This is a genomic window from Sphaerisporangium sp. NPDC049002, assembly GCF_040649355.1.
Classification (GTDB): domain Bacteria; phylum Actinomycetota; class Actinomycetes; order Streptosporangiales; family Streptosporangiaceae; genus Sphaerisporangium.
Map to the genome: position 1 here is coordinate 1 of NZ_JBEZFH010000024.1, position 25,929 is coordinate 25,929.

Annotated in this window: 24 protein-coding genes; 7 read left to right on the forward strand and 17 right to left on the reverse strand. The window is 70.7% G+C overall.

The window, feature by feature from the left end; all coding sequences use genetic code 11:
- The 3 genes from AB0B89_RS07980 to AB0B89_RS07990 all read right to left on the reverse strand — a co-directional run.
- Positions 1-1,203, reverse strand: a 1,203-nt coding sequence (locus AB0B89_RS07980; protein ID WP_358549802.1) for a radical SAM protein, incomplete at its 3' end; no start/stop codon positions are given.
- Between the two features lie 149 nt (positions 1,204-1,352).
- Positions 1,353-2,096, reverse strand: a complete 744-nt coding sequence (locus AB0B89_RS07985; protein WP_358549804.1) for a helix-turn-helix domain-containing protein — start codon at positions 2,094-2,096, stop codon at positions 1,353-1,355.
- 97 nt (positions 2,097-2,193) lie between these two features.
- Positions 2,194-4,740: a DNA translocase FtsK 4TM domain-containing protein gene (locus tag AB0B89_RS07990; protein WP_358549806.1), complete on the reverse strand. Its 2,547-nt coding sequence runs from the start codon at positions 4,738-4,740 to the stop codon at positions 2,194-2,196.
- A gap of 134 nt (positions 4,741-4,874) precedes the next feature.
- Between AB0B89_RS07990 and AB0B89_RS07995 the strand changes: the two genes are divergently transcribed.
- Complete coding sequence (locus AB0B89_RS07995; protein WP_358549808.1) at positions 4,875-5,648, forward strand: hypothetical protein; 774 nt, start codon at positions 4,875-4,877, stop codon at positions 5,646-5,648.
- Between the two features lie 77 nt (positions 5,649-5,725).
- Here the strand turns inward: AB0B89_RS07995 and AB0B89_RS08000 are convergent, their stop codons facing one another.
- On the reverse strand, positions 5,726-5,911 hold the full coding sequence (locus tag AB0B89_RS08000; protein WP_358549810.1) for a tautomerase family protein: 186 nt from the start codon (positions 5,909-5,911) through the stop codon (positions 5,726-5,728).
- 83 nt (positions 5,912-5,994) lie between these two features.
- Between AB0B89_RS08000 and AB0B89_RS08005 the strand changes: the two genes are divergently transcribed.
- Positions 5,995-6,945: a sugar kinase gene (locus AB0B89_RS08005; protein WP_358549888.1), complete on the forward strand. Its 951-nt coding sequence runs from the start codon at positions 5,995-5,997 to the stop codon at positions 6,943-6,945.
- Between the two features lie 18 nt (positions 6,946-6,963).
- Here the strand turns inward: AB0B89_RS08005 and AB0B89_RS08010 are convergent, their stop codons facing one another.
- The 9 genes from AB0B89_RS08010 to AB0B89_RS08050 form a co-directional block, all read right to left on the reverse strand.
- The gene (locus AB0B89_RS08010; protein WP_358549812.1) at positions 6,964-7,728 is read right to left on the reverse strand and encodes an IclR family transcriptional regulator; all 765 of its coding nucleotides are present in this window, start codon (positions 7,726-7,728) and stop codon (positions 6,964-6,966) included.
- A gap of 50 nt (positions 7,729-7,778) precedes the next feature.
- The gene (locus AB0B89_RS08015; RefSeq protein WP_358549814.1) at positions 7,779-8,525 is read right to left on the reverse strand and encodes an SDR family oxidoreductase; all 747 of its coding nucleotides are present in this window, start codon (positions 8,523-8,525) and stop codon (positions 7,779-7,781) included.
- On the reverse strand, positions 8,525-9,349 hold the full coding sequence (gene kduI, locus AB0B89_RS08020; RefSeq protein ID WP_358549816.1) for a 5-dehydro-4-deoxy-D-glucuronate isomerase: 825 nt from the start codon (positions 9,347-9,349) through the stop codon (positions 8,525-8,527). Before kduI ends, AB0B89_RS08015 begins: the two co-directional genes overlap by 1 nt.
- An 89-nt stretch (positions 9,350-9,438) precedes the next feature.
- Positions 9,439-10,221 (reverse strand): IclR family transcriptional regulator, encoded by a 783-nt coding sequence (locus AB0B89_RS08025; RefSeq protein ID WP_358549818.1) that lies wholly within the window; start codon positions 10,219-10,221, stop codon positions 9,439-9,441.
- A 40-nt stretch (positions 10,222-10,261) separates the two neighbouring features.
- Positions 10,262-11,029 carry an NAD(P)-dependent oxidoreductase gene (locus AB0B89_RS08030; protein ID WP_358549820.1) on the reverse strand — a complete coding sequence of 256 codons (768 nt, stop codon included), beginning with the start codon at positions 11,027-11,029 and terminating at the stop codon, positions 10,262-10,264.
- Positions 11,023-12,174: an enolase C-terminal domain-like protein gene (locus tag AB0B89_RS08035; protein ID WP_358549822.1), complete on the reverse strand. Its 1,152-nt coding sequence runs from the start codon at positions 12,172-12,174 to the stop codon at positions 11,023-11,025. Before AB0B89_RS08035 ends, AB0B89_RS08030 begins: the two co-directional genes overlap by 7 nt.
- A gap of 108 nt (positions 12,175-12,282) precedes the next feature.
- Positions 12,283-13,593: a sugar ABC transporter substrate-binding protein gene (locus AB0B89_RS08040; protein ID WP_358549824.1), complete on the reverse strand. Its 1,311-nt coding sequence runs from the start codon at positions 13,591-13,593 to the stop codon at positions 12,283-12,285.
- A 26-nt stretch (positions 13,594-13,619) separates the two neighbouring features.
- Positions 13,620-14,498 carry a carbohydrate ABC transporter permease gene (locus AB0B89_RS08045; RefSeq protein ID WP_358549826.1) on the reverse strand — a complete coding sequence of 293 codons (879 nt, stop codon included), beginning with the start codon at positions 14,496-14,498 and terminating at the stop codon, positions 13,620-13,622.
- Between the two features lie 11 nt (positions 14,499-14,509).
- The gene (locus tag AB0B89_RS08050) at positions 14,510-15,412 is read right to left on the reverse strand and encodes a sugar ABC transporter permease (protein WP_358549828.1); all 903 of its coding nucleotides are present in this window, start codon (positions 15,410-15,412) and stop codon (positions 14,510-14,512) included.
- Between the two features lie 244 nt (positions 15,413-15,656).
- Between AB0B89_RS08050 and AB0B89_RS08055 the strand changes: the two genes are divergently transcribed.
- The gene (locus tag AB0B89_RS08055) at positions 15,657-16,577 is read left to right on the forward strand and encodes a 5-dehydro-4-deoxyglucarate dehydratase (RefSeq protein WP_358549830.1); all 921 of its coding nucleotides are present in this window, start codon (positions 15,657-15,659) and stop codon (positions 16,575-16,577) included.
- 135 nt (positions 16,578-16,712) lie between these two features.
- Complete coding sequence (locus tag AB0B89_RS08060; protein WP_358549832.1) at positions 16,713-18,029, forward strand: pectate lyase; 1,317 nt, start codon at positions 16,713-16,715, stop codon at positions 18,027-18,029.
- Between the two features lie 58 nt (positions 18,030-18,087).
- Here AB0B89_RS08060 and AB0B89_RS08065 read toward each other — a convergent pair whose 3' ends face one another.
- From AB0B89_RS08065 to dapA, 3 genes are all read right to left on the reverse strand, one after another.
- Positions 18,088-18,618: a DUF402 domain-containing protein gene (locus AB0B89_RS08065; protein WP_358549834.1), complete on the reverse strand. Its 531-nt coding sequence runs from the start codon at positions 18,616-18,618 to the stop codon at positions 18,088-18,090.
- Between the two features lie 77 nt (positions 18,619-18,695).
- On the reverse strand, positions 18,696-20,381 hold the full coding sequence (locus AB0B89_RS08070) for a ribonuclease J (RefSeq protein WP_358549836.1): 1,686 nt from the start codon (positions 20,379-20,381) through the stop codon (positions 18,696-18,698).
- 226 nt (positions 20,382-20,607) lie between these two features.
- Complete coding sequence (dapA, locus tag AB0B89_RS08075) at positions 20,608-21,522, reverse strand: 4-hydroxy-tetrahydrodipicolinate synthase (RefSeq protein WP_358549838.1); 915 nt, start codon at positions 21,520-21,522, stop codon at positions 20,608-20,610.
- Positions 21,523-22,002: 480 nt separating this feature from the next.
- On the opposite strand from dapA, the gene AB0B89_RS08080 reads away from it, so the two are divergent.
- Positions 22,003-22,743: a GntR family transcriptional regulator gene (locus AB0B89_RS08080; protein WP_358549840.1), complete on the forward strand. Its 741-nt coding sequence runs from the start codon at positions 22,003-22,005 to the stop codon at positions 22,741-22,743.
- A 29-nt stretch (positions 22,744-22,772) separates the two neighbouring features.
- Here the strand turns inward: AB0B89_RS08080 and AB0B89_RS08085 are convergent, their stop codons facing one another.
- A complete protein-coding gene (locus AB0B89_RS08085) occupies positions 22,773-23,816 on the reverse strand; it encodes a DMT family transporter (RefSeq protein ID WP_358549842.1) in 1,044 nt (347 codons plus the stop codon).
- Here AB0B89_RS08085 and AB0B89_RS08090 point away from each other — a divergent pair.
- Complete coding sequence (locus AB0B89_RS08090) at positions 23,815-25,230, forward strand: PLP-dependent aminotransferase family protein (protein WP_358549844.1); 1,416 nt, start codon at positions 23,815-23,817, stop codon at positions 25,228-25,230. The two genes, AB0B89_RS08085 and AB0B89_RS08090, sit on opposite strands and share 2 nt — an antisense overlap.
- A 70-nt stretch (positions 25,231-25,300) precedes the next feature.
- On the forward strand, positions 25,301-25,837 hold the full coding sequence (locus AB0B89_RS08095) for a CGNR zinc finger domain-containing protein (protein ID WP_358549846.1): 537 nt from the start codon (positions 25,301-25,303) through the stop codon (positions 25,835-25,837).
- Positions 25,838-25,929: the final 92 nt, after the last annotated feature.

The window sequence follows — 25,929 nt, forward strand, 5'->3', positions numbered from 1 at the left end:
CGCGTCACTGTGCTGGGCGAGCTTTGGGGTGACGTCCTTCTGGATCGCCTGGACGGCCGGGTTGGTGTCCGAGGAGGCCTGGTTGAAGAACACCGGCGCCGCCTCGGTGCCGTCCTCGTCGGAGTAGCCGAAGACGCCGATGACGTCGAGGCGGGCCTCTTCGAGGAACCCGACCAGCTCGGCGAACTCGGCCTCGGTCTCCCCCGGGAAACCGACGATGAAGTTGGAGCGCACGCCGGCCTCGGGGGCGCGGTCGCGGACCGTCTCCAGCAGGTCGAGGAAGCGGCGCGGGTCGCCGAAGCGGCGCATCCGGCGCAGCACCGGCCCGCTCGCGTGCTGGAATGACAGGTCGAAGTAGGGCGCGACGCCCTCGGTGCCCGCGATCACGTCGATGAGGCCGGGGCGCAGCTCGGCCGGCTGGAGGTAGCTGACGCGGACGCGCTCGATGCCGTCGGTGGCGGCGAGCTCGGGCAGCAGCTTCTCCAGGGCGCGCAGGTCGCCGAGGTCCTTGCCGTAGGAGGTGGAGTTCTCGCTGACGAGCACGAGCTCCTTGACCCCCTGCCCGGCGAGCCAGGCGGCCTCGGACAGCAACTCGTCGGGACGGCGTGAGACGTAGGCGCCGCGGAACGCGGGGATGGCGCAGAAGGTGCAGCGACGGTCGCAACCGGAGGCGAGCTTGAGCGAGGCGACGGGCCCGCCGGACAGCCGCTTGCGCAGGGTGCGCGGGCCGCTGGCGGGCGCGACTCCCTCGGGCAGCTCGCCGTGGCCCGGGACGTGGGCGTGGCCGGCGGAGCGCTCGACGGGACTGATGGGCAGCAGCGTGCGGCGGTCGCGGGGGCTGTGAGGCCTGAGCGGCCGGCCGTCGAGGACGTCGTCGAGACGCGCGCCGATGTCGGTGTAGTCGTCGAAGGAGATGACGGCGGAGGCCTCGGGAAGCGCCTCCGCCAGCTCCTTGCCGTAGCGCTCGGCCATGCAGCCTGCGGCGACCACCTTGGCGCCGGAGTCCGACGCGGCGAGCAGCGTGTCGATGGAGTCCTTCTTCGCCGAGTCGATGAAGCCACAGGTGTTGACGACGACGACGTCGGGGTTGTCGTCGTCGAGCTGCCACCCGGCGGCTTCCATGCGCGCGGCGAGCTCCTCAGAGTCGACTTCGTTGCGCGCGCAGCCCAATGTGATCAGCGATGCGGTTCGGCGAGAAGACATGATGGCTCTACGGTATCGGGAGTTGGCCACCGCCTGACGCACTCCCCCCGTTCTTCCGCCGCCGGCAGCCGTGAGCGGCGCCGATGGATCATGTCGAGCGGCGCCGCCGGGGGGAACGACCGGGGGTCAGGACCGGTCGCGACCGGGCATCATCGGGAGCCGGGCTCCTCGGGGCCGAAGGACCTTCGGACGAGCTGCCCGACCTTGCCGGGCACGCCGACGTGCTTGCCGTTCACCTCAAGATCGACTCCTCCGGCGTTGCCGATGGTGACGCGCATCTGCTTGTGCGTCTTCCAGATCGACGTCTGCCCCGCGGGCATCGTGCCGCGGAACATCTGCTTGCCCTTGCCGTCGCTGACCTCGACCCACGAGGGTTTGTTGGCCTTGACCTGGAGCGTCACCAGGTCGCTCACCGGTTTGGCCGCCTTGGGGTTGACGGGCTGCCTGGTCGCGCCCGACCCCTTCGGGGTGGGCGTCGGCTTGAGATCGGCGCCCGTGGCGAGGGTCTCGCCGGAGCCGCTCATCACCCGGGTCACCCCGAAGACCGCGACGATGGCCAGGGCTATCGCCATCGCGGTGGACCAGTTGGGGCTGCGGCGGTCGCGAAGCTTGATCGTGCTCTCGGCCTGGAAGACCGCCGCCGCGCGCACGGGCCGAGGCACACCACCGTGTTCCTCGTCGAACTGGTGCACGATGGCGTCGGGATCGAGCCCGAGCGTCTTGGCGATGTTGCGGACGTGACCTCTCGCGTAGAAGTCGCCCCCGCAGAGCGAGAAATCGTCCCGCTCCATGGCGTAGATGACCGTTTCCCTGATCCGCGTGCGGCCGCTCAGCTGAGCGACCGTCATGCCTGCCGCGTTGCGTGCCGCGGCCAGCGTCACTCCAATGCTCATACGTCCCCCTCGCCGTGCACCTGCGCTGCGCCCGTATTCCGACGATGCGTAGTCATTCACATTCAACCAGTTACCGAGGGGGACGGTCGCGGAGGGGTCACTCTCCCCGCAAGTCGGCGAGCAGGCCGGGCAGTTCATCGGGTTTCACCATGACCTCGCGGGCCTTGGAGCCTTCGCTCGGGCCGACGACGTTCCTGCTCTCCAGCAGGTCCATCAGGCGACCGGCCTTGGCGAATCCCACGCGCAGCTTGCGCTGGAGCATCGACGTGGAGCCGAACTGCGTGGAGACGATCAGCTCGGCGGCCTGGACGAGCAGGTCGAGGTCGTCGCCGATGTCCTCGTCGATCTCGCGCTTGGCGGTCGCCGCGGCGGCGACGTCGTCGCGGTACTCCACCTGCATCTGCGCCTTGCAGTGGCCGACGACGTCGTTGATCTCCTTCTCCGACAGGAAGGCGTTCTGCAGCCGCATGGGCTTGCTGGCGCCCATCGGCAGGAAGAGCGCGTCGCCCTGCCCGACGAGCTTCTCGGCGCCCGGCTGGTCGAGGATGACCCGGGAGTCGGCGAGCGAGGAGGTCGCGAACGCCAGCCGCGACGGCACGTTCGCCTTGATCAGGCCGGTCACGACGTCGACCGACGGACGCTGGGTGGCGATGACCAGGTGGATGCCCGCGGCGCGCGCGAGCTGGGTGATGCGGACGATGGAGTCCTCGACGTCGCGGGGGGCGACCATCATGAGGTCGGCCAGCTCGTCGATGATGACGAGCAGGTAGGGGTACGGCTGGTAGACCCGCTCGCTCCCGGGAGGGGGCACGAGCTTGCCCGCCCGCACCGCCTTGTTGAACTCGTCCACGTGCCGGAAGCCGCTGGCGGCCAGGTCGTCGTAGCGGCGGTCCATCTCGCCGACGACCCATTCGAGGGCCTCGGCGGCCTTCTTCGGGTTGGTGATGATGGGCGTGATCAGGTGGGGGATGCCCTCGTAGGTGTTCAGCTCCACCCGCTTGGGGTCGACCAGGACCATGCGCACCTCGTCCGGCGTGGCCCGCATGAGGATCGAGGTGATGAGCCCGTTGACGCACACCGACTTGCCCGCGCCGGTGGCGCCCGCGATGAGCAGATGGGGCATCTTGGCCAGGTTGGCCACTATGGTGCGGCCCTCCACGTCCTTGCCGAGCCCCACGATCATCGGGTGGTGGTCGGCCTGGGCCACCTGGGAGCGGAGCACGTCGCCCAGGCTGACCAGGTCCTTGTCGGTGTTGGGGATCTCGACCCCGATCGCCGACTTGCCGGGGATCGGGGACAAGATCCGGACATCAGCCGATTTAACGGCATAGGCGATGTTCTTGGTGAGGGCGGTGACCTTCTCGACCTTGACCGCGGGCCCCAGCTCGATCTCGTAGCGCGTGACCGTCGGGCCCCGGGTGAACCCGATCACCTGGGCGTCGATGGCGAACTGCTCCAGGACGCTGGTGAGCGCGTTGACCACGATGGTGTTCGCCTTGGTCTGCGGCTTCGGCGCGCTGCCCGGGCGCAGCGCCTGCAGGTCGGGCAGGGCGTACGGGCCGGCCTGCGGCGAGAGCACGAGCTGCTCGACCTTGCGCGGCGCCGGCGAGGGGTGGGGGGGCTCGGGGACGCGCGGCGGCTCCGGCGGCTCGTCCTCGTCCACCAGGCCCGGCACGATCTCCGGGGAGTGGTCGGAGACCTTGCCGTCGGAGTCCGCGATGAGCGGGGTGTCGTAGGGCTTGATGTGCTCGCCGAGCTCGGGCTCGCCGCCCTTGCCCCCGCCGGAGGACGGGCCTCGGGGCTTGCGGGGGCGCCTGACGCGCTCGCCGGTCTTGGCCGGAGCATCTCCCCCGCTCTTCTGGAAGAGCATGTGCTGGATCTCCGCCAGGCGCTCGGGCACCCGGTGGACGGGGGTCGCGGTGATCACCAGAATCCCGAACCCCGAGAGCAGCAGGAGCAACGGGATCGTGATGAACGCCGGGAGGATGCTGGCCGGCGGCGCCGAGACGATGAACCCGATCATGCCCCCGGCCGCGGACACCTTGTCCATGCCGTCGGTCTTGGCCGGGCCCGAGGGGTACGGCGTGGCGTGCGCGACGTGGATGATGCCGAGCAGGCCGGCCAGCAGCGCGGTCCAGCCGATCATCATGCGGCCGGTGTCGGCGTTCTGGTCGGGATGCCTCAGCAGGCGCCACGCGACCAGCGCGAGCAGGATGGGCACGGACCAGGCCAGGGACCCGAGGGCGCCGCGCATGACGGCGTCGACCACCGTCGCGACCGTCCCGTGGGTGGTGCGCCAGGTCATCGCGGCGAGGACGATCGCCCCGCCCAGCACCGCCAGGCCGAGACCGTCGCGGCGGTGGGCCGGGTCGAGTTCGCGCGCCTGCTGCCCGAAGGCGCGCGCGGCGGTGCCGATGCCGTTCGCGAAGAGCAGCCACACGCCGATGAACAACCTGCCGATCACCAGGAAGACCCAGCTGATCGGGTCGGGGGGCGCGGATGCCGGACGGCGGGCGGGCGGTCGGCCGCCTGCCCGTGCGCCTGCGGCCCGCGTGCCGGTCGGCCGCTTGGCGGGGGACGTACGCGACGACGTGGACCGCTTCGCCGACCCCTTTGGGGTGCTTTTCGACGTACGGGTGGCCATGGTACCGAGGGTACGCATGAGGCGGGCTTGACGCTCGGGGGCGCGCCGGGACTTCACGGGATTGTGTTCTATGTATTGACATCGCGTTTCATGTAATGGAATCTCCATCCAACGGGACGTTGGAAGGAGGAGCGATGTCCGCACTCGACTGGACCGTGCTGGGCGCCTACTTCGTGGTCATGGTCGTCATCGGGGTGTGGTCGAAGAACCGCATCAGGACCGTCATCGACTACTTCACGGCCGGGGGCAGGATCCCCTGGTGGCTCTCGGGGATCTCGCACCACATGTCGGGCTACAGCGCGGTCATGTTCGTGGCGTTCGCGGCCGTCGCCTACGACTACGGGCTGACCGTCTACGTCTGGTGGGCGATGACGATCGGCATCGGCGTCGGCATCGGGGCCTTCCTGTTCGCCGCCCGGTGGAACCGGCTCGCGGTGATCACCCGTGACATCCTGCCCGTCTTCGTGCGGCGGGTCAGGACGCTGACCGCCGAGGGCGCGCTCAGGCTGGCCCGGGTCACGACGTTCCTGTTCGTGGCGGTCAGCATGACGATCGCGATCGCCACCCAGGGCCAGGGGGTGGTGCTGAAGATCGTCGTGGACGTCGTGGCCGCCACCATGGGGCCGATCTCGATCCCGCTGATGCTCGGCCTGCTCCCGTGGTTCAAGCGCAGCGGCCCGACGGCGGCCATCGTCTCCTGGGCGGCCGGCCTCGGCGTCTGGGCCGTGATCAAATGGGTGATCGCCTCGGGGAACCAGACCCTGGTGGTCGCGGCGCCGCTGGTGACGTCCCTGGTGCTGTACGTCCTCATCGGCTTGCTGAGGCCGGAGAACCGCCCCGACCGCGACGAGCTGGTGGACTCGCTCGGCACCGACCCGGCGACGGACCGCGCCAGGGTGACCGCGTAGTTGGGCGCCCGCACGGCTCGCACAGGTGGCCTGGGAGAGATGACCGCCCCTCCCAGGCCATTTATCAGCTTTTATAGTTACTTATCGGACTCCATGGTGCCGCCGTTGGCCACGTCGGACTTCTCGATCTCCCAGAAGACGATGCGGACGGACTCCCTGCGCGCCTTGAGAATGTCGACGGCGGCTTCCGTCACGGCGGCCACGAAGTCGCGGCGCTGGTCCATGGTCCGCCCCGACAGCATTTCCACGGTGATGTTCGGCATGATGTCCTCCGATTCGACGTCTGTTGCATCACATGAAATCAAATTCCGCTACATGAACCAAGAAGGAGTTCGTCGTGGACGTGATGGTGATCGGTGAGCCGCTGGTCGAGTTCTCGGCGTCCGCTCCCCTGACCGAGGCGGACACCTTTCACCTCTCCTTCTCCGGTGACGCGCTGAACGCCGCCGTCGCGGCGGCGGCGACCGGCGCGCACGTCGCCCTGGTGACGCTGGTGGGCGAGGACGAGTTCGGCGAGCGGCTGATCCGGTTCGCCGCCGCCCACGGCGTCGACACCCGCTGGATGCGCCGCGGCCCCGGCTCCACCGGCGCCTACGCCGTGGGCGCCGACCCGAGCGGGGAGCGCGCCTTCGGCTACATGCGGGCGTGCAGCGCTGCCACGAGGATGGGCCCCTCGGACGTCTCGGCGACGCCGCTGGCGCAGACCTCCGTCCTGCTCGTCAGCGGTGTCACCGCCGCCCTGTCGGCCTCCTGCGCCCACGCGGTGCTCCACGCCGCCGAGATCGTGCACGAGGCGGGGGGCAAGGTCGTCTACGACCCGAACTACCGCTCCCGGCTCACCAGCGCCGAGGCGGCGGCCGGCGCGCTCGCGGCGATCGCCCCGTACGCCGCCCTGGTGACCCCCTCGTGCCCCGGCGACAGCCTGCCTCTGCTCGGTACCGGGGACCCCGCCGAGGCCGTACGGGCGTGCCTGGGGCTCGGCGCGCGGGCCGTGGCCGTCACCCGGGGAGCCGACGGGGTCCTGCTCGGCGAGCGGAACGCGGGGCCGCCCGTGGAGATCCCCGCCGTCCCTGCGGGGGTGATCGTGGACCAGACCGGGGCGGGCGACGCCTTCGCCGGGACGGTCGCGGCCAGGCTCTCGGCCGGAGCCCCCCTGCGCGAGGCCGTACGGGCGGGCACGGCCGCCGCTGCCGTCAGCCTGGAGGGACAGGGAGGCACGGGCCGGGTCGCCACGCCCGAGGACATCCGGCGGCTGCTCGGAGAGCTTTCGGGAACCTCGGACGCGCCCTCGGCGTGAGCCGCCGCGGGTCGCGGGTCAGCGGGTGACGGCCGCGGCGGGAGCGCCGAGGGCGAGAGAGACCTCGCGGGCGGCGGCGGTGACCACGGGCGCGAGATCCTCCAGCACCTCGCGCTCCATGTCCATGGCGAGCGAGGAGATCGAGATGCCGCCGAGCACCCGGCCCGTGTGGTCGAAGACGGCCGCGCCGACGCAGCGGATGCCGGGCTCGTTCTCCTCGTCGTCCATGGCGTAGCCGCGTGCCCGCACCTTGCCGAGGTGGGCCAGCAGGTCATCGACGCCCGTCAGGGTCGCGGGCGTCAGCCGGGGCAGGCCGGCGCGCCCGGCGACGGCGCGGACCTCGTCGTCGGTCAGCTCGGCGAGGATCGCCTTGCCGATGGCGGTGCTGTGCAGGCGCAGGCTCATGCCCACGCGGGAGGGCATCTGGTAGGGCCTGCGGCCCTCCAGCTTGTCGACGTAGACCGCCTCGTCACCGCTGCGGATGCCGAAGTGGGTGGTGTAGCCGGTGCGCTCGTGCAGGGCGCGCAGGGCGGCGGACGCCTGCCGCGAGGGATCGAAGCGGCTCATGACCTTGCCCGCCAGGGTGAGGATGCGCGGCCCGGGCTCGTACCCCCCGGCGCCGTCGGGACGGGCGAACCCCCACTCGACGAGCGACTGCAGGATGCGGTGGACGGTCGACTTGGAGACGCCGGTCGCCGCGGCGATGTCGGTCACGCGGTGGTGCTCGGCGATCGCCTCGAACACCGCCAGCGCCTTGTCGATGGAGCTGCCTTCCCTGACCACGCCCCGAGCCTACTAACAGGCATCCCGTAGTACGGTCCACGCCGGCCTCCTCACCGGGCGAGCCAGCCGCCGTCGACGGCCAGCACGTGGCCGTTGACGTAGTCGGAGGCGCGCGAGGCCAGGAAGACCGAGGCTCCCACGAGGTCCTCGGGCGTGCCCCAGCGCCCCGCCGGGATCCTGGCCCTGATCGCGGGCTCGCGGCTCGGGTCCTCGCGCAGCGCGCCGGTGTTGCCGGTGGCGACGTACCCCGGGGCGATCGCGTTGACCTGCACGCCGCCCGCGGCCCACTCGCAGGCCAGCGCCCGGGTCAGGCCCGCGACGGCGTGCTTGGCCGCGGTGTACCCGGGCACGTTGATCCCGCCCTGGAACGACAGCATCGACGCGATCATGATGATCTTGCCGGAGCCCCGGCCCAGCATGGGGCGGCCGAAGGCCTGGGTGAGCAGGAAGGCCGCGTCGAGGTCGACGTCGAGCACGGCCCGCCAGTCGGTGTAGGCGTGCTCGGCCGCGGGGGCCCTGCGGATGATGCCGGCGTTGTTGACCAGGATGTCCACGCGGTGCCGCGCGAGGAGCTCCTCGGCCGCCCGGGGCAGCCCGGCGAGGTCCGACAGGTCGAGGATCCATCGCCATGCCTCACGGCCCGTCTTGCGGACCTCGGCCTCCACCTCGTCGAGGTCGTCGCGGTGGCCGTGCAGGACGACGTCGGCCCCCGCCCTGGCGAGTCCCGCCGCGATCGCGCGGCCGATGCCGGTGCGGGTGCCGGTGACCAGCGCCGTCCTGCCTTCGAGCGAGAACATCACCGCATCGCGCCGATCGCGACCTGCTCCACGTCGTCGTAGGCCTGGTTCTCGCCGCCCATCGCCCAGACGAAGGCGTAGTTGCGGGTGCCGAAGCCGCAGTGCACCGACCAGGAGGGCGAGATCACGGCCTGGCGGTTCGCCACGATCAGGTTGCGGGTCTCGTCCGGCTCGCCCATGAGGTGGACCACCCGCTGGTCGTCGGGGAGGTCGAAGTAGAGGTAGATCTCGGTGCGCCGCTCGTGGGTGTGGCACGGCATGGTGTTCCACATGCTGCCCGGCTCCAGCACGGTGACGCCGAGCACGAGCTGGCAGCTCTGGATGCCCTTGGCGTGGATGTACTTGTTGATCGTGCGGTCGTTCGACCCCTCCTGCGAGCCGAGCCGCACGGGCTCCGCGTCTTCGAGGCCCGCCTTGACCGTCGGATGGGCGGTGTGCGCGGGAGTGGACACCAGGTAGAACGCGCCGCCGGTGAACGCCACCGCACGCGCGCCCCTGCCGACGTACAGGCACTCCTTGGGGCCCAGCTCGTAGGCCGCGCCGTCGACGGTGACGGTGCCGGGGCGGGGGCCGGGTCCGCCCACGTTGACCACGCCGAGCTCGCGGCGTTCGAGGAAGTACTCGGCCCGCAGCGGGTCCGGGCACGGAAGCTCCAGCGGCGTGTCCCCGGCGACCGCGCCGCCGATCACGATGCGGTCCTCGTGGGAGTACACCAGGCGCACCTCGCCGGGCACGAAGAGGTCCTCCGCGAGGAAGCGGCTCCTGAGCCGCTCGGTCGTCATGCCCGGCAACTGGTCCGGTGCGGTCGCGTGCCGTACCTCCACCGCGCCTCCTATTCCGTTACATAGAATGCAGTATTGCTATATAGAACAACTTGGGGCACGGAGAGGTCAAGCCGCGGCGTGACGGGTCTTCAGTACGTGCGGCGGACGCCGCGGGCCGCGACCTCGATGCGGTCGCGCGCCTCCAGCAGGCAGGCCGCGATCTCCTTGTCGCGGCCGGCCGTCAGCCGGGGGACGGGCACCGAGACGCTGACCGCGTCGCGGGGCGGGTAGGCGATGTCGAGCGCGACGCCGAAACAGCGCAGGCCCTCGGTGTTCTCCTCGCGGTCGATGGAGTAACCTCGCTTGCGGATGCGGCGCAGGTCGGCGATGAGCTGGCCCTGGTCGACGATGGTGTTCTTGGTGAGCCGCGGCAGCTCGGCGGGGAGCAGGCGCGACACCGCGACGTCGTCGCGCGTGGCGAGTATCGCCTTGCCGAGCGAGGTGGTGCTGGCCGGGAGGCGGCGGCCGACCCTGGTGAAGGGCCGCAGATAGTGGCGGGAGGCCCGGGTGGCGAGGTAGACGACGTCGAAGTGGTCGAGCCGGGCGAGGTGGACGGTCTCGCCGGTGACCTCGGCGAGCCAGTCGAGCGCGTCGCGCGCGATCTGGACCACCGGGTCACCGTCGATGTAGGTCGCGCCGACCAGCAGGGCGCGCATGCCGATGCGGTAGAGCGTGCCGGTGACGTCGGTCTCGATCCACCCGAGGCCCACCAGCGTGCGGAGCAGCGCGTGGAGGCTGCTCTTGGGGTAGCCGAGCTTGCCCTGCAGGTCAGACAGGCTGTGCAGGCCGGGGCACTGGGCGAAGAAGTCGAGCAGCTCCACGGTCCGCACGGCCGACTTGACGTGCGGCACCGCGGTTCCCTGCTCCGTCATGTACGTCCTCCCTGCGGCACGGTACCTCTATTGTCGCCGGTCATGACTCAATGACGCGACCGCCAACCCAGGCGTACTCCGGATCGGCATGGTCGAGCTCGGGGAACTCCGCCGCGAACGCCTCGGCGTCGTCCCTCGGCTCGTAGCCGAGCGCGGCCCCCGGGGCGGGGTCCCACCAGGCGCGCGTGTTGGCCGAGACGCCCCAGACCTCGGCGTACGTCAGGTCCGGCGCCGTCAGGCACGCGTGGACCAGCCGCACCATGTCACCCGGGCTGATCCAGGTGGACAGCGCGCGGGCGTTGGGCGGGCGCCGGTCGAACGTGCCGATGCGCAGGGACGCCACCCGCATGCCGTATCTGTCGGAGTAGTAGCGGCCGAGCGCCTCCCCGTAGGCCTTGGAGACGCCGTAGTGCGAGTCCGGGGCCACGGGGGTGTCGGCCGGTGCGAGCTCCTGGCGCGGCGTGAAGCCCACGGAGTGGTTGCTGCTGGCGTACACGACGCGCTCGACCCCGGCCCGCCGGGCGGCCTCGAAGACGCGGTAGGTGCCCTCGATGTTGGCCGTGAGCAGTTCCTCGAAGGTCGCGGAGGTCGAGGGGATGCCGGCCAGGTGGACGACGGCCGTGATCCCCTTCATGGCCTCCTCCAGCACCGCCGAGTCCGATATATCCCCACAAATCACTTCATGCTGGGGATTATTGATGGGAATTCTGTCCAGGAGCCTCAGCGTGTGGCCGTGCTCGGGAAGTCCGCCGGTCAGGCACGCGCCGATGCGGCCCGCGGCACCGGTCAAGAGAACGTTTTTCACCATGTCGCCACCGTATGGGCGGCGATGTGGTCCAGGTCAAGATCGTCGCCCAAGCCCGGCCGTACGGGCAGCGAGACGTTCCCGGATTCGTCCAGCGGGTCGACGATCGAGCGAAGGTGCGGCGGGGGGTCGTCGTAGTCCGAATGCGGGTGGAGCAGGCCGCGCTCGTACCACTGCCCGCACAGGGAGGCCCCGATGACGGCCAGCGCCCCCGAGCCGTTGCCGTGGATCTCGCAGCCCATGCCGAACGACTCGGCCGTGTGCACGGCCTTCAGCGCCGGGATGATCCCGCCCGAGCCGACCACGCCGACGCGCAGGATGTCGCACGCGCCCGCCGCCACCCACTCGCCCCGCGCCATGTGCTTGCCCCAGGAGGTCTCCGGGCCCAGGATCGGGGTCGCGAGCTGGTCCGCGAGCCATCTGTACGACTGCACCGACGCCTCCTCCATCGGCTCCTCGTACCACGCGAAGTCCAGCTCGTCGAGGGCACGGCCGAGCCTGAGCGCCTCCGTACGGCTGTACCAGTGGTTGCTGTCGAGCATCAGCGCGACGTCGGGGCCGACCGCCTCGCGCACGACCGCGCAGGCCTTGATGTCCAGGTCGACGCCGTGCCGCATCGGGGGCATCCAGGTGTGGAGCTTGATGCCCCGGTAGCCCCGCGCGACCAGGTCCTTGGCGAAGTCCGCGTAGTCGGAGAACGACGCGAGGCCGCCCGGGATGTCGTCGCCGCACATGGTGCTGGCGTAGGCGGGGATCGTGGACCGCGCGCCGCCGAGCAGCTTCCAGACGGGAAGGCCCAGTTTGCGGCCCGCCAGGTCCCACAGCGCCTGGTCCACGGTGCTGAGCAGGCGGTCGGTGAGGTTGCCGTGCGCCCCTCGCTGCCGCCGCGCGACCGCGTGCCACAGGCGCTCGCGGTCCAGGCTGTCCTGGCCGGCCAGCACCGGGCGCACGTGGGCCCGGATCATGCTGTCCCTGAGCGTTTCGGCCTGGCCCAGGCAGTACCCCTTGGCACCGTCGCTGTCGGTGATCTCCAGCAGGGCCTCGCTGACCTCCCGTGGCGGGCCTGGATGCCGGTGCCCGTGCCCGTCCACCACCGACTTGGCGACGGTGGTGAACACCGTGACGGTGACCCGCTCGATGACGGCCATGACGTTCCTCTCCTCAGTGCTGCCGGTGCTGCCTTTCCGTACGTCGCCAGGGGGCGGGGGCTGGCGCCCGCGGTCAGGTGGCGCGCGCCCGCCCCGGCCCGTGACCGGCTAGGAGTGCGACTGCTTCCACTCCGCCTGCGCCTCGGTGAGCTTCTGGGCCATCGTGTCCAGAAACTCCTGCGGCTTCATCTGGCCGAGGAGCACCTTCTGGAACAGCGGCTCGGTGTCGGCCTTGGTGATCGAGGAGAACTGCGGCAGGTAGTAGGGCGGCGAGACGACCACCGTGCCCGGGTCGCCGAGCACCTCGACCGCGTTCCTGAGGTACGGCCGCTCGTTCAGCCAGGAGTCGCCCTGGGCGTCGGTGTTCGCCGGGATCTGTCCGGTCTGCTGGTTCCAGTAGCTGTTGCTCTCCTTGGAGACCAGGAAGTCCACGAACTTCCAGGCCGCCTCCTTGTGCTCGCTGTTCTTGAACACCGCGAACCCGTCGACGGGGTTGGCCACGATGGTGCGCTTGCCCGACACCCCCACGGGCATCGGGAAGGCGTCGATCTTGTCCGCGCCGAACGCCTTCACGTGGTCGTTGTACGACCCGAGGTTGTGGTGCATCATCGCGACCTTGCCGCTGGTGAACTGGGCCACCATCTTCGGGAAGTCGTTGGTGACGTCGGCCTCCGGGGTGTCCTTCTTGTACAGCGCGGCGATCTTGGCGACCAGTTCGACGTTCTTCGGGTCGTTCACGGTGCTCTTGCCGGAGGCGTCGAAGAACTCGGTGACGCCCGAGTACGCGTAGGCCTCGGCCAGAAGCTGGAAGATCGAGCCCGCGCCGCCGCGGATGGTCCATCCGTACTGGTCGGGGGCCTTGGTCAGCTTGTCCACGGCGGTGAAGAACGCGTCCCAGGTCTTCGGCGCCTCGACCCCCGCCGCGGCCAGCTTCTCCTTCTGGTACCAGACGACGTCGAGGTTGGAGGTGGCCGGCACCAGGTAGAGCTTGCCGTCCGGGGTGGTCTGCTTGATCGAGGTGAGCATGCTGCCGAGCAGCTTGCCGTTCGCGGGGCTCTTGGCCAGCCAGTCGTCGGCCGGTTCGAGCGCCTGCTGGCCCGTCAGGTTGGCGAGGTAGCTGGTGGTGACGCCGCCGACGTCGGGCGTCTCGCCGCCCGCGACCGCGGTGTCGTACTTCTGCTGGACGGAGGCGATGGGGATGCCGACGTACTCGACGTGGATCGTGGGGTTAGCCTTCTCGAACCGCTTGATCAGCTCCTGGTAGATGGGCGTGCGCACCCCTCCGTTGTTGTCCCAGAAGGTGATCGTCGTCTTGTCCGGTGCCCCGCCTCCGGCGGAGTCCGAACCGCAGGCCGTCGCGGTCACGGACAGGGCGAGGACGGCGACGGCGGCCGCGCGGACCTTCGTGATGGTTCTCATGGGTGGTGTCCTCCAGGCGGGGGGTGCTATCCCTTGACGGCACCGGCGCTGATGCCGGACACGAGATAGCGCTGAATCACTGCGAACACGCAGACGACCGGTACGGCCGCTACCACGCCACCCGCCGCCAGGGCTCCGAAGTCGGCGCTGTACTCGCCGATGGTGTAGCTGAGGCCGACGGGGATCGTGAAGTTGTCCTGCCTGCTGATGAACATCAGCGCGAACAGGAAGTTGTTCCAGGTGTGGATGAAGGCGAACGAGCCCACGGCGATGAGCCCCGGCCGGAGCTGCGGCAGCACGACCGCGAAGAACGCCCGCATCCGCGTGCAGCCGTCGACCAGCGCCGCCTCCTCCACCTGGAAGGGGACCGCGGTGACGAACCCGCTCATCAAGATGATCGACAGCGGCAGGTTGAACACCGTGTCGGCGACCACCAGGCTCCACAGGGAGTTGATGAGCCCAAGCCCCCTGAAGATTGTGAACAGGGGGATCAGCATCATGGCGCCGGGGATGAACTGCGTACACAACAGCGCGATCATGAAGAACGTACGGCCGCGGAAGCGGAACCGCGCCAGCGCGTAGCCGCCCATCAGGGCGACCACCGTGGTGAAGAACAGCGACAGCACGCCGACGATCACGCTGTTCTTGAAGAAGACGGCGTAGCCGATGTCATTCCACACGGTGTCGAAGTGCTCGAAGGTGACCGGCCACGGCACCGGCGCGGTCGAGCCCGTGGGCCGCAGCGCGAAGACGATCATCCAGTAGAACGGGACCAGCGTGAAGACCAGGTAGAGCACCAGCGGGACGTACAGGCGGAGCACCCTGCCGGGGTCCCTCCGGCGCGAGCCGGGGGCCGCGCCCGTCCGCGCGTGGGCGGGGCGTCGCGCGATCACCTCGGTTGCCATGGAACCGTCCCTCATCCCTTGTGGTCCGCGCCGAACCGGCTCAGCCGGAGGTAGAGGAGCGAGCAGAACAGCAGGATCACGAACCCGGCCGTCGTGAGCGCGGAGCCGTACCCGAAGTCCTTGGAGTCGATCGCGCGCTGGGCCACGTACAGCGGGAGCGTGGTGGTGACCTGCGCCGGCCCGCCCCCGGTCAGCGTGTAGATCAGGTCGACGTTGTTGAACTCCCAGACCGAGCGCAGCAGCGTGGCCAGCACGATGGCGTCCCGCAGGTGCGGGAGCGTGACGTGGAAGAAGCGCCGCGTACGGCCGGCCCCGTCGACCGCCGCCGCCTCGTACAGCTCTCCTGGGATGCCCTGCAGCCCGGCGAGCAGCAGGATCGCGAAGAACGGCACGCCGCGCCACAGCTCGGTGATGACCACCGCGCCGAAGACGGTGTCCGGGTTGCCGAGCACGGCGGCCTCGGGGGCGCCGAGGTAGCGCACGATGCCGGTGGTGGGGTTGTAGAGCAGGATCCAGATGCCCGTGGTGAGCACCCCGGAGACCGCCCACGGCGAGAACACCATCGAGCGGGCGAGCCCCCGGCCGATGAAACTTTCATTCACCATGAGCGCCAGGGCGAGTCCGAGCAGGAGCTGCAGAACGATCTCGACGACCACCCACTTGGCGGTGAAGCCCAGGCTGGACCAGAACAGCGGGTCGTGGAACAGCATCTCCCTGAAGTTGTCCAGGCCGGCGAACCCGTTGGCCCATGGCTTGGTCAGGTTGTAGTGCCGCAAGCTGTAGTACAGGACGCTGCCGATGGGGTAGACGAGGAACACCGCGATCAGCAGCACCGTCGGTGAGATCAGCAGGTACGGGGCCCAGCGCAGGGCCCGCGGGCGTCCCCTCGCCTGGGGTGTGCTGGCCAAAGCCACCTCGCACTCCGTTCCGTCGGGCAACGTGACACATTCTTGAATGACGTTCACACTTGTGTACGCGCCGTCAACGTAGGAACGCGACACGCGAACTGTCAACCCTTCGCCAGGTAACCAAAGCATTTCGAACGCGTGGCAGCCGCGTTCGCGCCGCTCCCTTGACTGGCGGGGGGTGTCGGCCATACGTTCCATGTGTTCATATACGTGAATACAGTTCTTGAATGTGTACGCGAGAGAGGACCGCATGACTGCGCTGGTGGATCGGCTCGACGGGCTGCTGTTCTTCCCCGTCACACCGTGCGACGACCGGGAGCGGCTGAACCTCGATGCCTTCCGCCTGCACGTGCGCGAAGGCGTGGCGGCGGGTTGCGGCGCGGTGTTCGCCTGCTGCGGCACGGGCGAGTTCCCCTCGCTGAGCCTGGACGACTACGCGGCCTGCGTCGCCGCCGCCGTCGAGGAGAGCGCCGGGCGCGTGCCCGTCGTGGCGGGCACGGGGTACGGGACGGCGCTGGCGTCGCGGTTCTCCGCGGCGGCGGAGGCGGCGGGGGCCGACGGCCTGCTCGCCCTGCCGCCCTACTTGATCCAGGCCGACCAGGAGGGGCTGCGCCGCCACTACGAGGCCCTGGCCGACGCCTCCGGGCTGCCCGTCATCCTCTACCAGCGGGACAACGCCATCTTCGAGCCGGACACCGTCGTCGCCCTGGCCCGCCATCCCCGCATCGTGGGCTTCAAGGACGGATACGGCGACCTCGACCTGCTCCAGCGCACCATCAGCGCGGTCCGCTCGGCCTCGGGCGAGCTGCTCTACTTCAACGGCCTGCCCACGGCCGAGATGTCGGCGCTCGCCTACCGGGGGCTCGGCATCACCCGATACTCCTCGGCCGTCTTCTGCTTCGTGCCGACCGTCGCGCTGGCCTTTCACCGGGCGCTGGTCGGCGGCGACGACGCCACGGTCGACCTGCTGATCGACGAGTTCTACCGGCCGCTGGTCGAGCTGCGCCGCCAGGGCTCCGGGTACGCCGTGTCGCTCGTCAAGGCCGGCGTGCGGTTGCGAGGGCTCGACGTGGGCCCCCCGCGCGTCCCGCTCGCCGAGCCCGCCCCCGAACACGTCAAGCGACTCGCGGAGCTGGTCGAGCGCGCCCTTGAGGTGATCGAGGGTCGCTGACCCCCGCGCCTGGGCGCCGCGTCTCGGGGAGGCCCCCACCGGGGACCCCGCCGCGGCGCGCCCGCACGGGCCCCGACCCCCTGGAGGCTCCCTCGGCCAGAGGCGGGCCTCCCTGACCCAGGAGGTACCGATCCCTTGAGAACACCTTGGAGAACGACGGCCGTGCTCGCGTCCGGCCTGTGCGCGGTGGCGCTCGCGACCGCGCCCGTGCCGGCCTCGGCTTCCACCGAGACGCCGCTGGGGCGGCGCACGCTGCCCGCCAATGACGGATGGGCCGCCGCGACCACCGGCACGACCGGCGGCTCGGCGGCCGACGACGCCCACGTCTACACCGTCCGAAACCGCAAGGAGCTGGTCGCGGCCCTGGCCGGAGGCGACAGGACACCGAAGATCATCTATGTGAAGGGCGTCATCGACGGGAACACCGACGACTCCGGCGCCAAGCTCGGCTGCGACGACTACGCGGTGGGCGGCTACACCCTCCCTGCGTACCTCGCGGCCTACGACCCGGCGGTGTGGGGCCGAGACACCGAGCCGTCCGGTCCACTGGAGGACGCGCGCGCCGCCTCGGCGGCCAGGCAGACGGCGCACGTCAAGCCGAAGGTGGGCTCCAACACCACCATCGCCGGCGTCGGCCATGCCGTGATCAAGGGCCTCAACCTGCACGTCGACAAGGCCGACAACGTCATCATCAGGAACATCACGTTCCAGGACGCCTACGACTGCTTCCCCCAGTGGGACCCGACCGACGGCGACGAGGGCAACTGGAACTCCCTCTACGACAACATCTCGGTCACCGGCTCCACGCACGTCTGGGCCGACCACAACAGCTTCGACGACGGCGGAAACCCCGACTCCGCGCAGCCGCTGTACTTCGGGCGGCCCTACCAGGTACACGACGGCGAGCTCGACATCACCAACGGGGCGGACCTCGCCACGGTGTCGTGGAACCGGTTCGCCGGCCACGACAAGACCATGCTGATCGGCTCCACCAACAACCCGGCCACCGACTCAGGCAAGCTCAACGTGACCGTTCACCACAACGTGTTCGACACCATCTTGCAGAGGGCGCCGCGCGTGAGGTTCGGCCGGGTACACGTCTACGACAACTTCTACAACGTCCCCGCCGGCGCGGGGTACGTCTACAGCTTCGGCGTCGGCGTGCAGTCGAAGATCTACGCCGAGAACAACTACTTCCGCCTCGGCTCGGGCGTCGGCGCGGACCAGATCATCTACAACTGGGGCGGCACCGCGATCCACGCCACGGGCACGCTCGTGACCAGCGGCGCCACGACGCGCCAGGTCGACATCCTGGCGGCCCACAACGCCACCCACGACCCCGACCTGTCCGGCGACGCCGGCTGGACCCCGACCCTGCACACCAAGGTCGACCCGGCGCTCGTGGTGGCCCTCAAGGTGCCGCTCCTGGCGGGCGCCGGACGCCTGCTCTGACCTTTCGCCCCGTGGACCGTCACGCCGGTGGGCGGCGTGACGGTCCACGTGCACGGGGTCAGGAGATCTCTGCCAGCCAGCGCTCGTGGGCCCCCGAGAAGGGCGGCAGGCGATCGTGGACGGCGGTCATCAGCCACGCGGCCGAACGCTCCGCCTGGGCGATGACCTCTCCGGTATACGCGTAGCGGACCTGGTGCTCGGCGAACTCGTCCTCGTCGTCGAGCAGGACCCGCCCGTCGCGCATCCGGATCACGTCGAGGTCGAGGTCGACCATCGTCACCTGCCCGTCGCGCCACTCAGGGACGGTCGTGATGTCGCAGTAGATCGACGCCTTGCTCGGCACGCCGTTGAAGGTGGCGGTCCACCACAGCCCCCGTGGGAACAGCATGACGAAGGGCTGCGGCCAGACGACCGGCGGCTCGCCGCCCCGGCTGCCGCTGGTGCCGGCCGGGCAGCCGGTCCAGACGCCGTGCTCGTCCTCCCCCAGCAGCCGTGCCCCGTGGTGCCAGTGCAGTGATCCGTCGAACTTTGTGTAGACGATGTCGACCGCTGTGCCGGTGATGTCCGCCCCGCGGGCTTGGACGCTCACCGGCGATCAGCTCGTTTCGCGCGCATGCGGCTCCTCGTGCGTGGCTGAAGTCCTCCCGCACGGAAACCTACGCCCGCTCAGACCTCCACTACCACCGGAATAATCATGGGACGGCGACGGTAGGTGTCACTGACCCAGCGCCCGACGATGCGGCGCGTCAGCCGGCGCATCTGCTGGAGGTCGGCGACCCCGTCGGCCCCGGCCTCCTGAAGCGCCTTCTCGATCAGCGGGATGACCGCGTCGAACGCCTCGATCTCGATGCCGGAACCGCGCGCGTAGATCTCCGGGCCGCCGCTCACCTTGCCCGTCGTCGAGTCGACCACGACGACGACCGAGATGAACCCCTCGTCGCCGAGGATGCGCCGGTCCTTCAGGGCGACGTCGGTGACCGCGCCCACCGAGGAGCCGTCCACGTAGACGTAGCCGCACTGCACCGCGCCCACGATGCGCGCCCTGCCGTCGACCAGGTCGACCACCACGCCGTCCTCGGCGATGACGATGTGGTCGTCAGGCACGCCGGTCATCGCCGCGAGCTTGGCGTGGGCACGCATGTGGCGCCACTCGCCGTGCACCGGCATGAAGTTGGACGGCTTGGTGAGGTTCAGGACGTACAGCAGCTCGCCCGCGGCCGCGTGACCGGAGACGTGCACCAGGGCGTTGCCCTTGTGGATCACCCGGGCGCCCCAGCGGGTGAGCCCGTTGATGACCTTGTTGACGGCCGTCTCGTTGCCGGGCACCAGCGAGGACGCCAGCAGGACGGTGTCCCCCTCGGCGACGCGGATCGGGTGGTCGCGGTTGGCCATGCGGGACAGCGCCGCCATGGGCTCGCCCTGCGACCCCGTGCAGATCAGCACGACGTCCTCCGGCGGCCACTCCTCGATCTCCCGGGAGTCGACGAGGATCCCCGGCGGCACCCTGAGGTAGCCGAGGTCCCTGGCCACGCCCATGTTGCGGACCATCGAGCGCCCGATGAGCGCGACCTTGCGGCCGTTCTCCTCGGCGGCGTCGAAGATCTGCTGCACGCGGTGCACGTGCGAGGCGAAGCACGCCACGATGATCCGCTTGGTCGCGCTGCGGAAGACCTCGTCGATCACCGGGCTGATGGTGCGCTCGCTCGGGACGAAGCCGGGCACCTCGGAGTTGGTCGAGTCGGACATCAGCAGGTCGACGCCCTCGGAGCCGAGCCTGGCGAAGCCGCCGAGGTCGGTGAGGCGGCCGTCGAGCGGCAGCTGGTCCATCTTGAAGTCGCCGGTGTGCAGCACGATGCCGGCTTCGGTCCTGATGGCGACGGCCAGGGCGTCGGGAATGGAGTGGTTGACCGCGAAGAACTCGCACTCGAACGGCCCGAACCGCTGCCGCTGCCCCTCGGCCACCTCCACCTTGACCGGCTGGATGCGGTGCTCGGTGAGCTTGCTCTCGATCAGCCCCAGCGTCAGCCGCGACCCCACCAGAGGAATGCCGGCCCGCTCGCGCAGAAGGTACGGCACGGCGCCGATGTGGTCCTCGTGGGCGTGCGTCAGCACGACCGCCTCGATGTCGTCGAGCCGGTCCCTGATGTAGTCGAAGTCGGGCAGGATCAGGTCGACGCCCGGCTGGTCGGGCTCTGGGAACAGCACGCCGCAGTCGACGACCAGCAGGCGGCCGTCGAACTCGAAGACCGCCATGTTGCGACCGATCTCACCGAGCCCGCCCAGTGCGACGATGCGCAGGCCGTTCTCCGGCAGGACCGGAGGAGGTCCGAGCTCGGGATGCGGATGACTCATGCGTTACCCCCGTGTATGCCGGCCCGCCGCTCGTACACGGCTCCCTCGCCGAACCGTGCGGCGCGTCGCGGGCCGAGATCGCTGTGTCTCTCTCTCAAACTCTCTGTTCCTCCCCGCCACGCTCCGCGCGCGGCGACTCATTGGGATCGTTCTCCGCCGTTCACGTCGCACGGACGGCGGGCAAGCCAGACAATTCTCGCGCGCCTTACGCACGGCGCGCGGCACGTCAGTCGGACAACTTCACGCCGCCCGCGACCAGGTCCTCTCTCAGGACCGCGATCTGCTCGCGGGTGGCCTCCAGCAGGGGAAGGCGCACGGGGCCCACGGACCTGCCGAGCAGGGCGAGGGCCGCCTTGGCCATGATCGCACCCTGGGAGCGGGTCATGATGCCGGTGACCACCGGGAGCAGGCGCTGGTTGACCGCGCGCGCCTCCTCGACATGGCCCGACGTGTACATGTGGATCATGGTGGCGAGCTCGGCGCCGACCACGTGGCTCACCACGCTCACGAACCCGGCCGCGCCGACCGCGAGCCAGGGCAGGTTGACCGCGTCGTCCCCGGAGTAGAAGGCCAGGTCGGTGGAGGCCATCACCTGGGAGCCGGCGAACAGGTCGCCCTTGGCGTCCTTCACCGCCGCGATGCGCGGGTGGGCGGCCAGGCGCCGCAGCGTCTCGGTCTCGATCGCCGTGCCGGTGCGCGCGGGGATGTCGTACAGCATCACGGGGAGCCCGGTCGCGTCGGCCACCGCCGTGAAGTGGCGGTACAGGCCCTCCTGCGGAGGTTTGTTGTAGTAGGGCGTCACCACCAGCAGCCCGTGGGCGCCCGCGTTCTCCGCGGCCCTGGCGAGCTCGGCCGAGTGGCGGGTGTCGTTGGTGCCCGCTCCCGCCACCACGGTGGCCCTGTCGCCGACGGCCTCCACCACGGCCCGGAGGATCATGTCCTTCTCGGCGTCGGTGGTGGTGGGGGACTCACCCGTCGTGCCGCTCACGACGAGCCCGTCGTTCTGTTGCTCGTCCACGAGGTAGGTGGCCAGGCGCTGGACACCTTCGAGATCGACGGCACCGTCGGCCGTGAACGGCGTGACCATCGCGGTCAGCATGCGACCGAAGGGCGCGTCGGAGGTTCCTGTTGGCGATGCCATAGACCGAACGGTACCCGGATCCGAGGAGACGGTGGACCCCGCCACCCCGGTTCGCCGCCCGATGGGACGTAATTAGGGCATGTACCGCTAGCGCAGATGATAGCCGGATATGGATAGAGGCCGCCGATATGTGCTCGGGGGTACACACATCGACGACCTCTATCCATGCAATCGGAGCCGCTTACGGGGGCGTTACACGCTTCTGAGGAGAATTTTCCGATCGTTCGAGCGCACCCCGCCGGCGGGGTTCCACAGGGCGGTTCCGCAGGAGGCGCGCCCGGCCGCCGGCGGCGCTTCTCCGCAGGTGGAAAGGCCGCGGCCCACGGGATCCACGAGCCCTTCCGCCCCCTTCGGCACAGGATGTGGTCACAGAATCGCGTTTGGTAAAGTTGGGACTCCAAGTGTCCATCATTACTCCCCGCTGTCCTTTGATTACGGCAAGATAGGGAAACGATCTCTAACGCCCCGAGGGATGGACGGATGACTGGTAACGACCCGGTGTACCTCCGTGTGGTCGAAGAGTTGCGGGCGCAGATAGTCGACGGCACCCTGCCGCCGGGCGCGCCCATTCCGTCTCGAGCGCAGCTCACCCAGCGCTTCAGAGTCGGCGAGACCGCCGCCAGGCACGCGCTGCGCGTCCTGGCCGCCGAAGGCCTGATCATCGGCAGGGTCGGCTCCGGGCACTACGTCCGCGAGAAGTCCGTGCTCTATCCCCTGCAGCGATGCCGCTACATCGACCACGACGCCCCGTTCGCCGCCGACATGCAGGCGGGCGGCCACCGCGCCACCTGGGACTGGCGCAGCGAGGCGATCAAGGCGGGGCGCGAGACCGCCCGGCGGCTGCGCGTCGAGGAGGGCGAGCCCGTCATCCGCACGCGCTACGTCTTCCGCGCCGAGGGCAAGCCCATGCAGCTCGCCACCTCCTACGAGCCGGCCGACCTCGGCAGGGCGCAGTCCTTCCCCGAGGAGGGCACCAACGGCCGCAAGAGCCTCGTGGCCCGCATGTCCGCCGTGGGCATCAAGATCACCGACATCCGCGAGAGCGTGCACACCCGGGTGCCCCAGCCGGCCGAGAGCGACCTGCTCGACCTGCCCACCGGAGTTCACGTCCTCCATGTCGAGCGCACCCACTGGTCGGGCGACCGTCCGGTGGAGACCAGCGACATCGTGGTCCCCGGCGACCGGTTCCGCCTCGTCTACTCCGTCCCGATCGGCGCCTGACCCCCCCGCAACGCCCGCGTGCGCGGCCCTCACGTACGGGCGCGCTGGGTGGCGGCCACGCACACCAGCACCGCGAGCGCCGCGGCCACCGTGGCGACCTCCACCCGCTCCGCCAGCAGCAGCCAGGCCCACAGCAGCGTCAGAAGCGGCTGAAGCAGTTGCGTCTGACCGGCGCGGGCGATGCCTCCCATGGCCAGGCCCGCGTACCACGGGATGAACCCCAGGAAGGCCGACACCAGCGCGACGTAGGCGAATCCGGCCACCGCCTCGCCGGTCGGGCGCAGCGGCGTCGTCATGGCGAGGACCACGGTGACCGGCACGGCGACGGGCGCGGCGATCACCAGCGCGTACGAGATGACCCGCCACCCCGGCGTGTGCCGCGCGAGCCGCCCGCCCTCGGTGTACCCCACCGCGGCGCAGACCAGGGCCGCCGCCATCAGCAGGTCGGCCACGGCGAGGCGTCCGCCTCCCCTGCTGAGCGTGAAGATCGTGACCGAGACCGCGCCGCCCGCGCTCGCGACCCAGAACAGCGGCCGGGCCCGCTCGCCCGCCCGCAGGACCGCGCAGACGGCGGTGGCGGCCGGAAGCAGCCCGACGACGACGGCGGCGTGCGACACGCCGGCCCCCGAGTCCAGGGCGAGCCCGCTGAACAGCGCGAACCCGAAGACCACGGTGCCCGCGATGACCGCGTACGACTTCAGCTGGGAGCGCGGCGGCAGCAGCGGAGCGCCGGCCGTCACCAGGCACGCGCCCGCCACGAGCGCGGCCACCGCCGCCCTGCCGATCGCGACCAGGTACGGATCGAAGCCGCGCATCGCGAAGGCGGTGGCCGGGAAGGTGCCGGAGAAGGTCACGACCCCGAGCCCCGCCAGCAGCGTGCCCCGCCAGGGAGTGCCCGCCCGCCCCCCGCCCCTCAGCACGGCGGTCGCACCGCCCGGGGTCCCGGGGCCCGCACCCGCCCTCGTGCCGGCGGTCCCGCCGCCTGGAGCCCCGGTGCCGGGATCCGTCCTCGCGCCGGCCGTGGCGGTGACCGCTACTGCCGTGGGGACGATAGCGCTATTGTCTGGTCTCATGAATGACGATAGCAGTATCGTCCGCGTCGCCGCCCTCCTGCGGGAGGAGGCCGCGAGGCTCAGACCCGGCGACCGGCTGCCGTCCAGCCGCGAGCTGACGCGGCGCCACGGGGTGAGCCCGGTCACGGTGTCGCGGGCCATCGCCGCGCTCGCCGCCGAGGGCAGGGTGATCACGCGGCCGGGGAGCGGCGCCTTCGTCGCCTCCGTGCCCGCCGCCACCGCCGGCGACGCCCCCGACCTGTCGTGGCAGACGGTGTCCCTCGGCGACCGGTGGGTCGACGACGCGACCGTGAGCGGGCTGCTCACGCCGCCGCCCGAGGGGGTCATCCCGCTCACCGGGGGTTATCTCAACCCCGGGCTGCGGCCGTCCAAGGCCCTGTCGAGCGCCGCCACGCGCGCCGTGCGCCGTCCGGACGCCTGGGCGCTCCCGCCGCTGAACGGCCTGCCCGAGCTGCGGCGCTGGTTCGCGACCGAGGTCGGGGGCGGGGTCACCCAGGCGGACGTCCTGATCGTCAGCGGCGGCCAGTCGGCGCTGACCCACGCCTTCCGCGCCCTGGCGGCCCCAGGCGAGCCGATGCTGGTCGAGACCCCGACCTATCCAGGAGCGCTCTCCTCGGCCCGCGCGGCCGGGCTGCGCACGGTGGCCGTGCCGGTCGACCGCGAGGGGGTGCGGCCCGAGCTGCTGGCCGAGGCGTTCGCCGTCACGGGCGCCCGGGTGTTCTTCTGCCAGCCGACCCTGCACAACCCCACCGGGGCCGTGCTCTCGGCGGCGCGGCGCGAGCAGGTCCTCGCCATCGCCCGCGCGGCGGGCGCCTTCGTGATCGAGGACGACTACGCGCGCTACCTCACCACCGGGCCCGTGCCGCCGTCCCTGATCACCCTGGACACCCACGGCACGGTCGTCCACGTCAACTCGCTCAGCAAGGTCACCTCACCGAGCATGCGGGTGGCCGCGGTGATCGCGCGCGGACCGGCGGCGCGGCGGCTGCGGGCGGGGCAGGTCGTCGAGTCGTTCTTCGTCGCCCGTCCGCTGCAGGAGACCGCGCTGGAGTTCCTCGGCTCCCCCGCCTGGCGGCGGCACCGCGCGTCGGTGACGGCCGAGCTCATCGTGCGGCGCGAGGCGCTGGCCGCCGCCCTCGCCCGCCACCTTCCGTCCGCGCAGGTCCGGCTCGTCCCCGAGGGCGGCATGCACCTGTGGGTACGGCTCCCGCGCGAGGTGGACGAGACGGCCCTGGTCGAGAGCGCCCAGCGTGCGGGGGTCCTGGTGAGCCCCGGCACGATCTACCACTCCGCGGAGCCCCCCTCGCCCCACATCCGGGTGACGCACATCGCGGCGGCCCACGTCGCCGAGCTGACGGAGGGAGTGCGCCGCCTCAGCGCGGCCCTGGACACGCGGCTCACCGCCCGGAGCTGAGCCCTGTGGTCTCCCCACCTCGCCGGACGCCGATTCTGGAGACAACCCCCAACTGTCTTACAGTGGTGACATGGACGGGCCGGCGGAGCTGCTCCGCGACTTCGTGAACACCTACGACGTCGAAGGCGACACCGACGATCTGGCCTCCCCCGCCGAGCTCGCCGTCTGGCTGCGGGAACGCGGGCTGATCTCCGAGACCGACCGGGCCGTGGACGACGACTGGGCGCTCGCCATCGGCCTGCGCGAGGGGCTCCGTTCGGCGCTGCACCACGACCAGGGCCCGGGAGCCAGGACGAGCGGCCTGGACGCGGCGCTGGCGGCGCTGCCGATGCGGGTCACGCTCGCGGGCGGCGCGCCCGCGTGCGAGCCCCTGAGCACCGGCGCCACGAGGGGCCTCGGGCTCCTGGCGGCGGCCGTCCTCGACGCGCACGCCCGGGGCGACTGGCCCCGCCTCAAGGTCTGCGCGGAAGGCGGCTGCCGGTGGGCGTTCATCGACTCGTCCAAGAATCGTTCGCGTTCGTGGTGTTCGATGCGTATCTGCGGCAATCGCACCAAGACCCGCGCCTACCGGGCCAGACGCCAGCAGGACGAGCCTCACACCTCCTGAGGGACGACCGCATGGAGTTCCAGCTCGGCGCCGCAGGGGCTCCGTGTCCTCGGGGCGGGCGAACCCCGATACGGTGTGGGCAGACGAAAGGG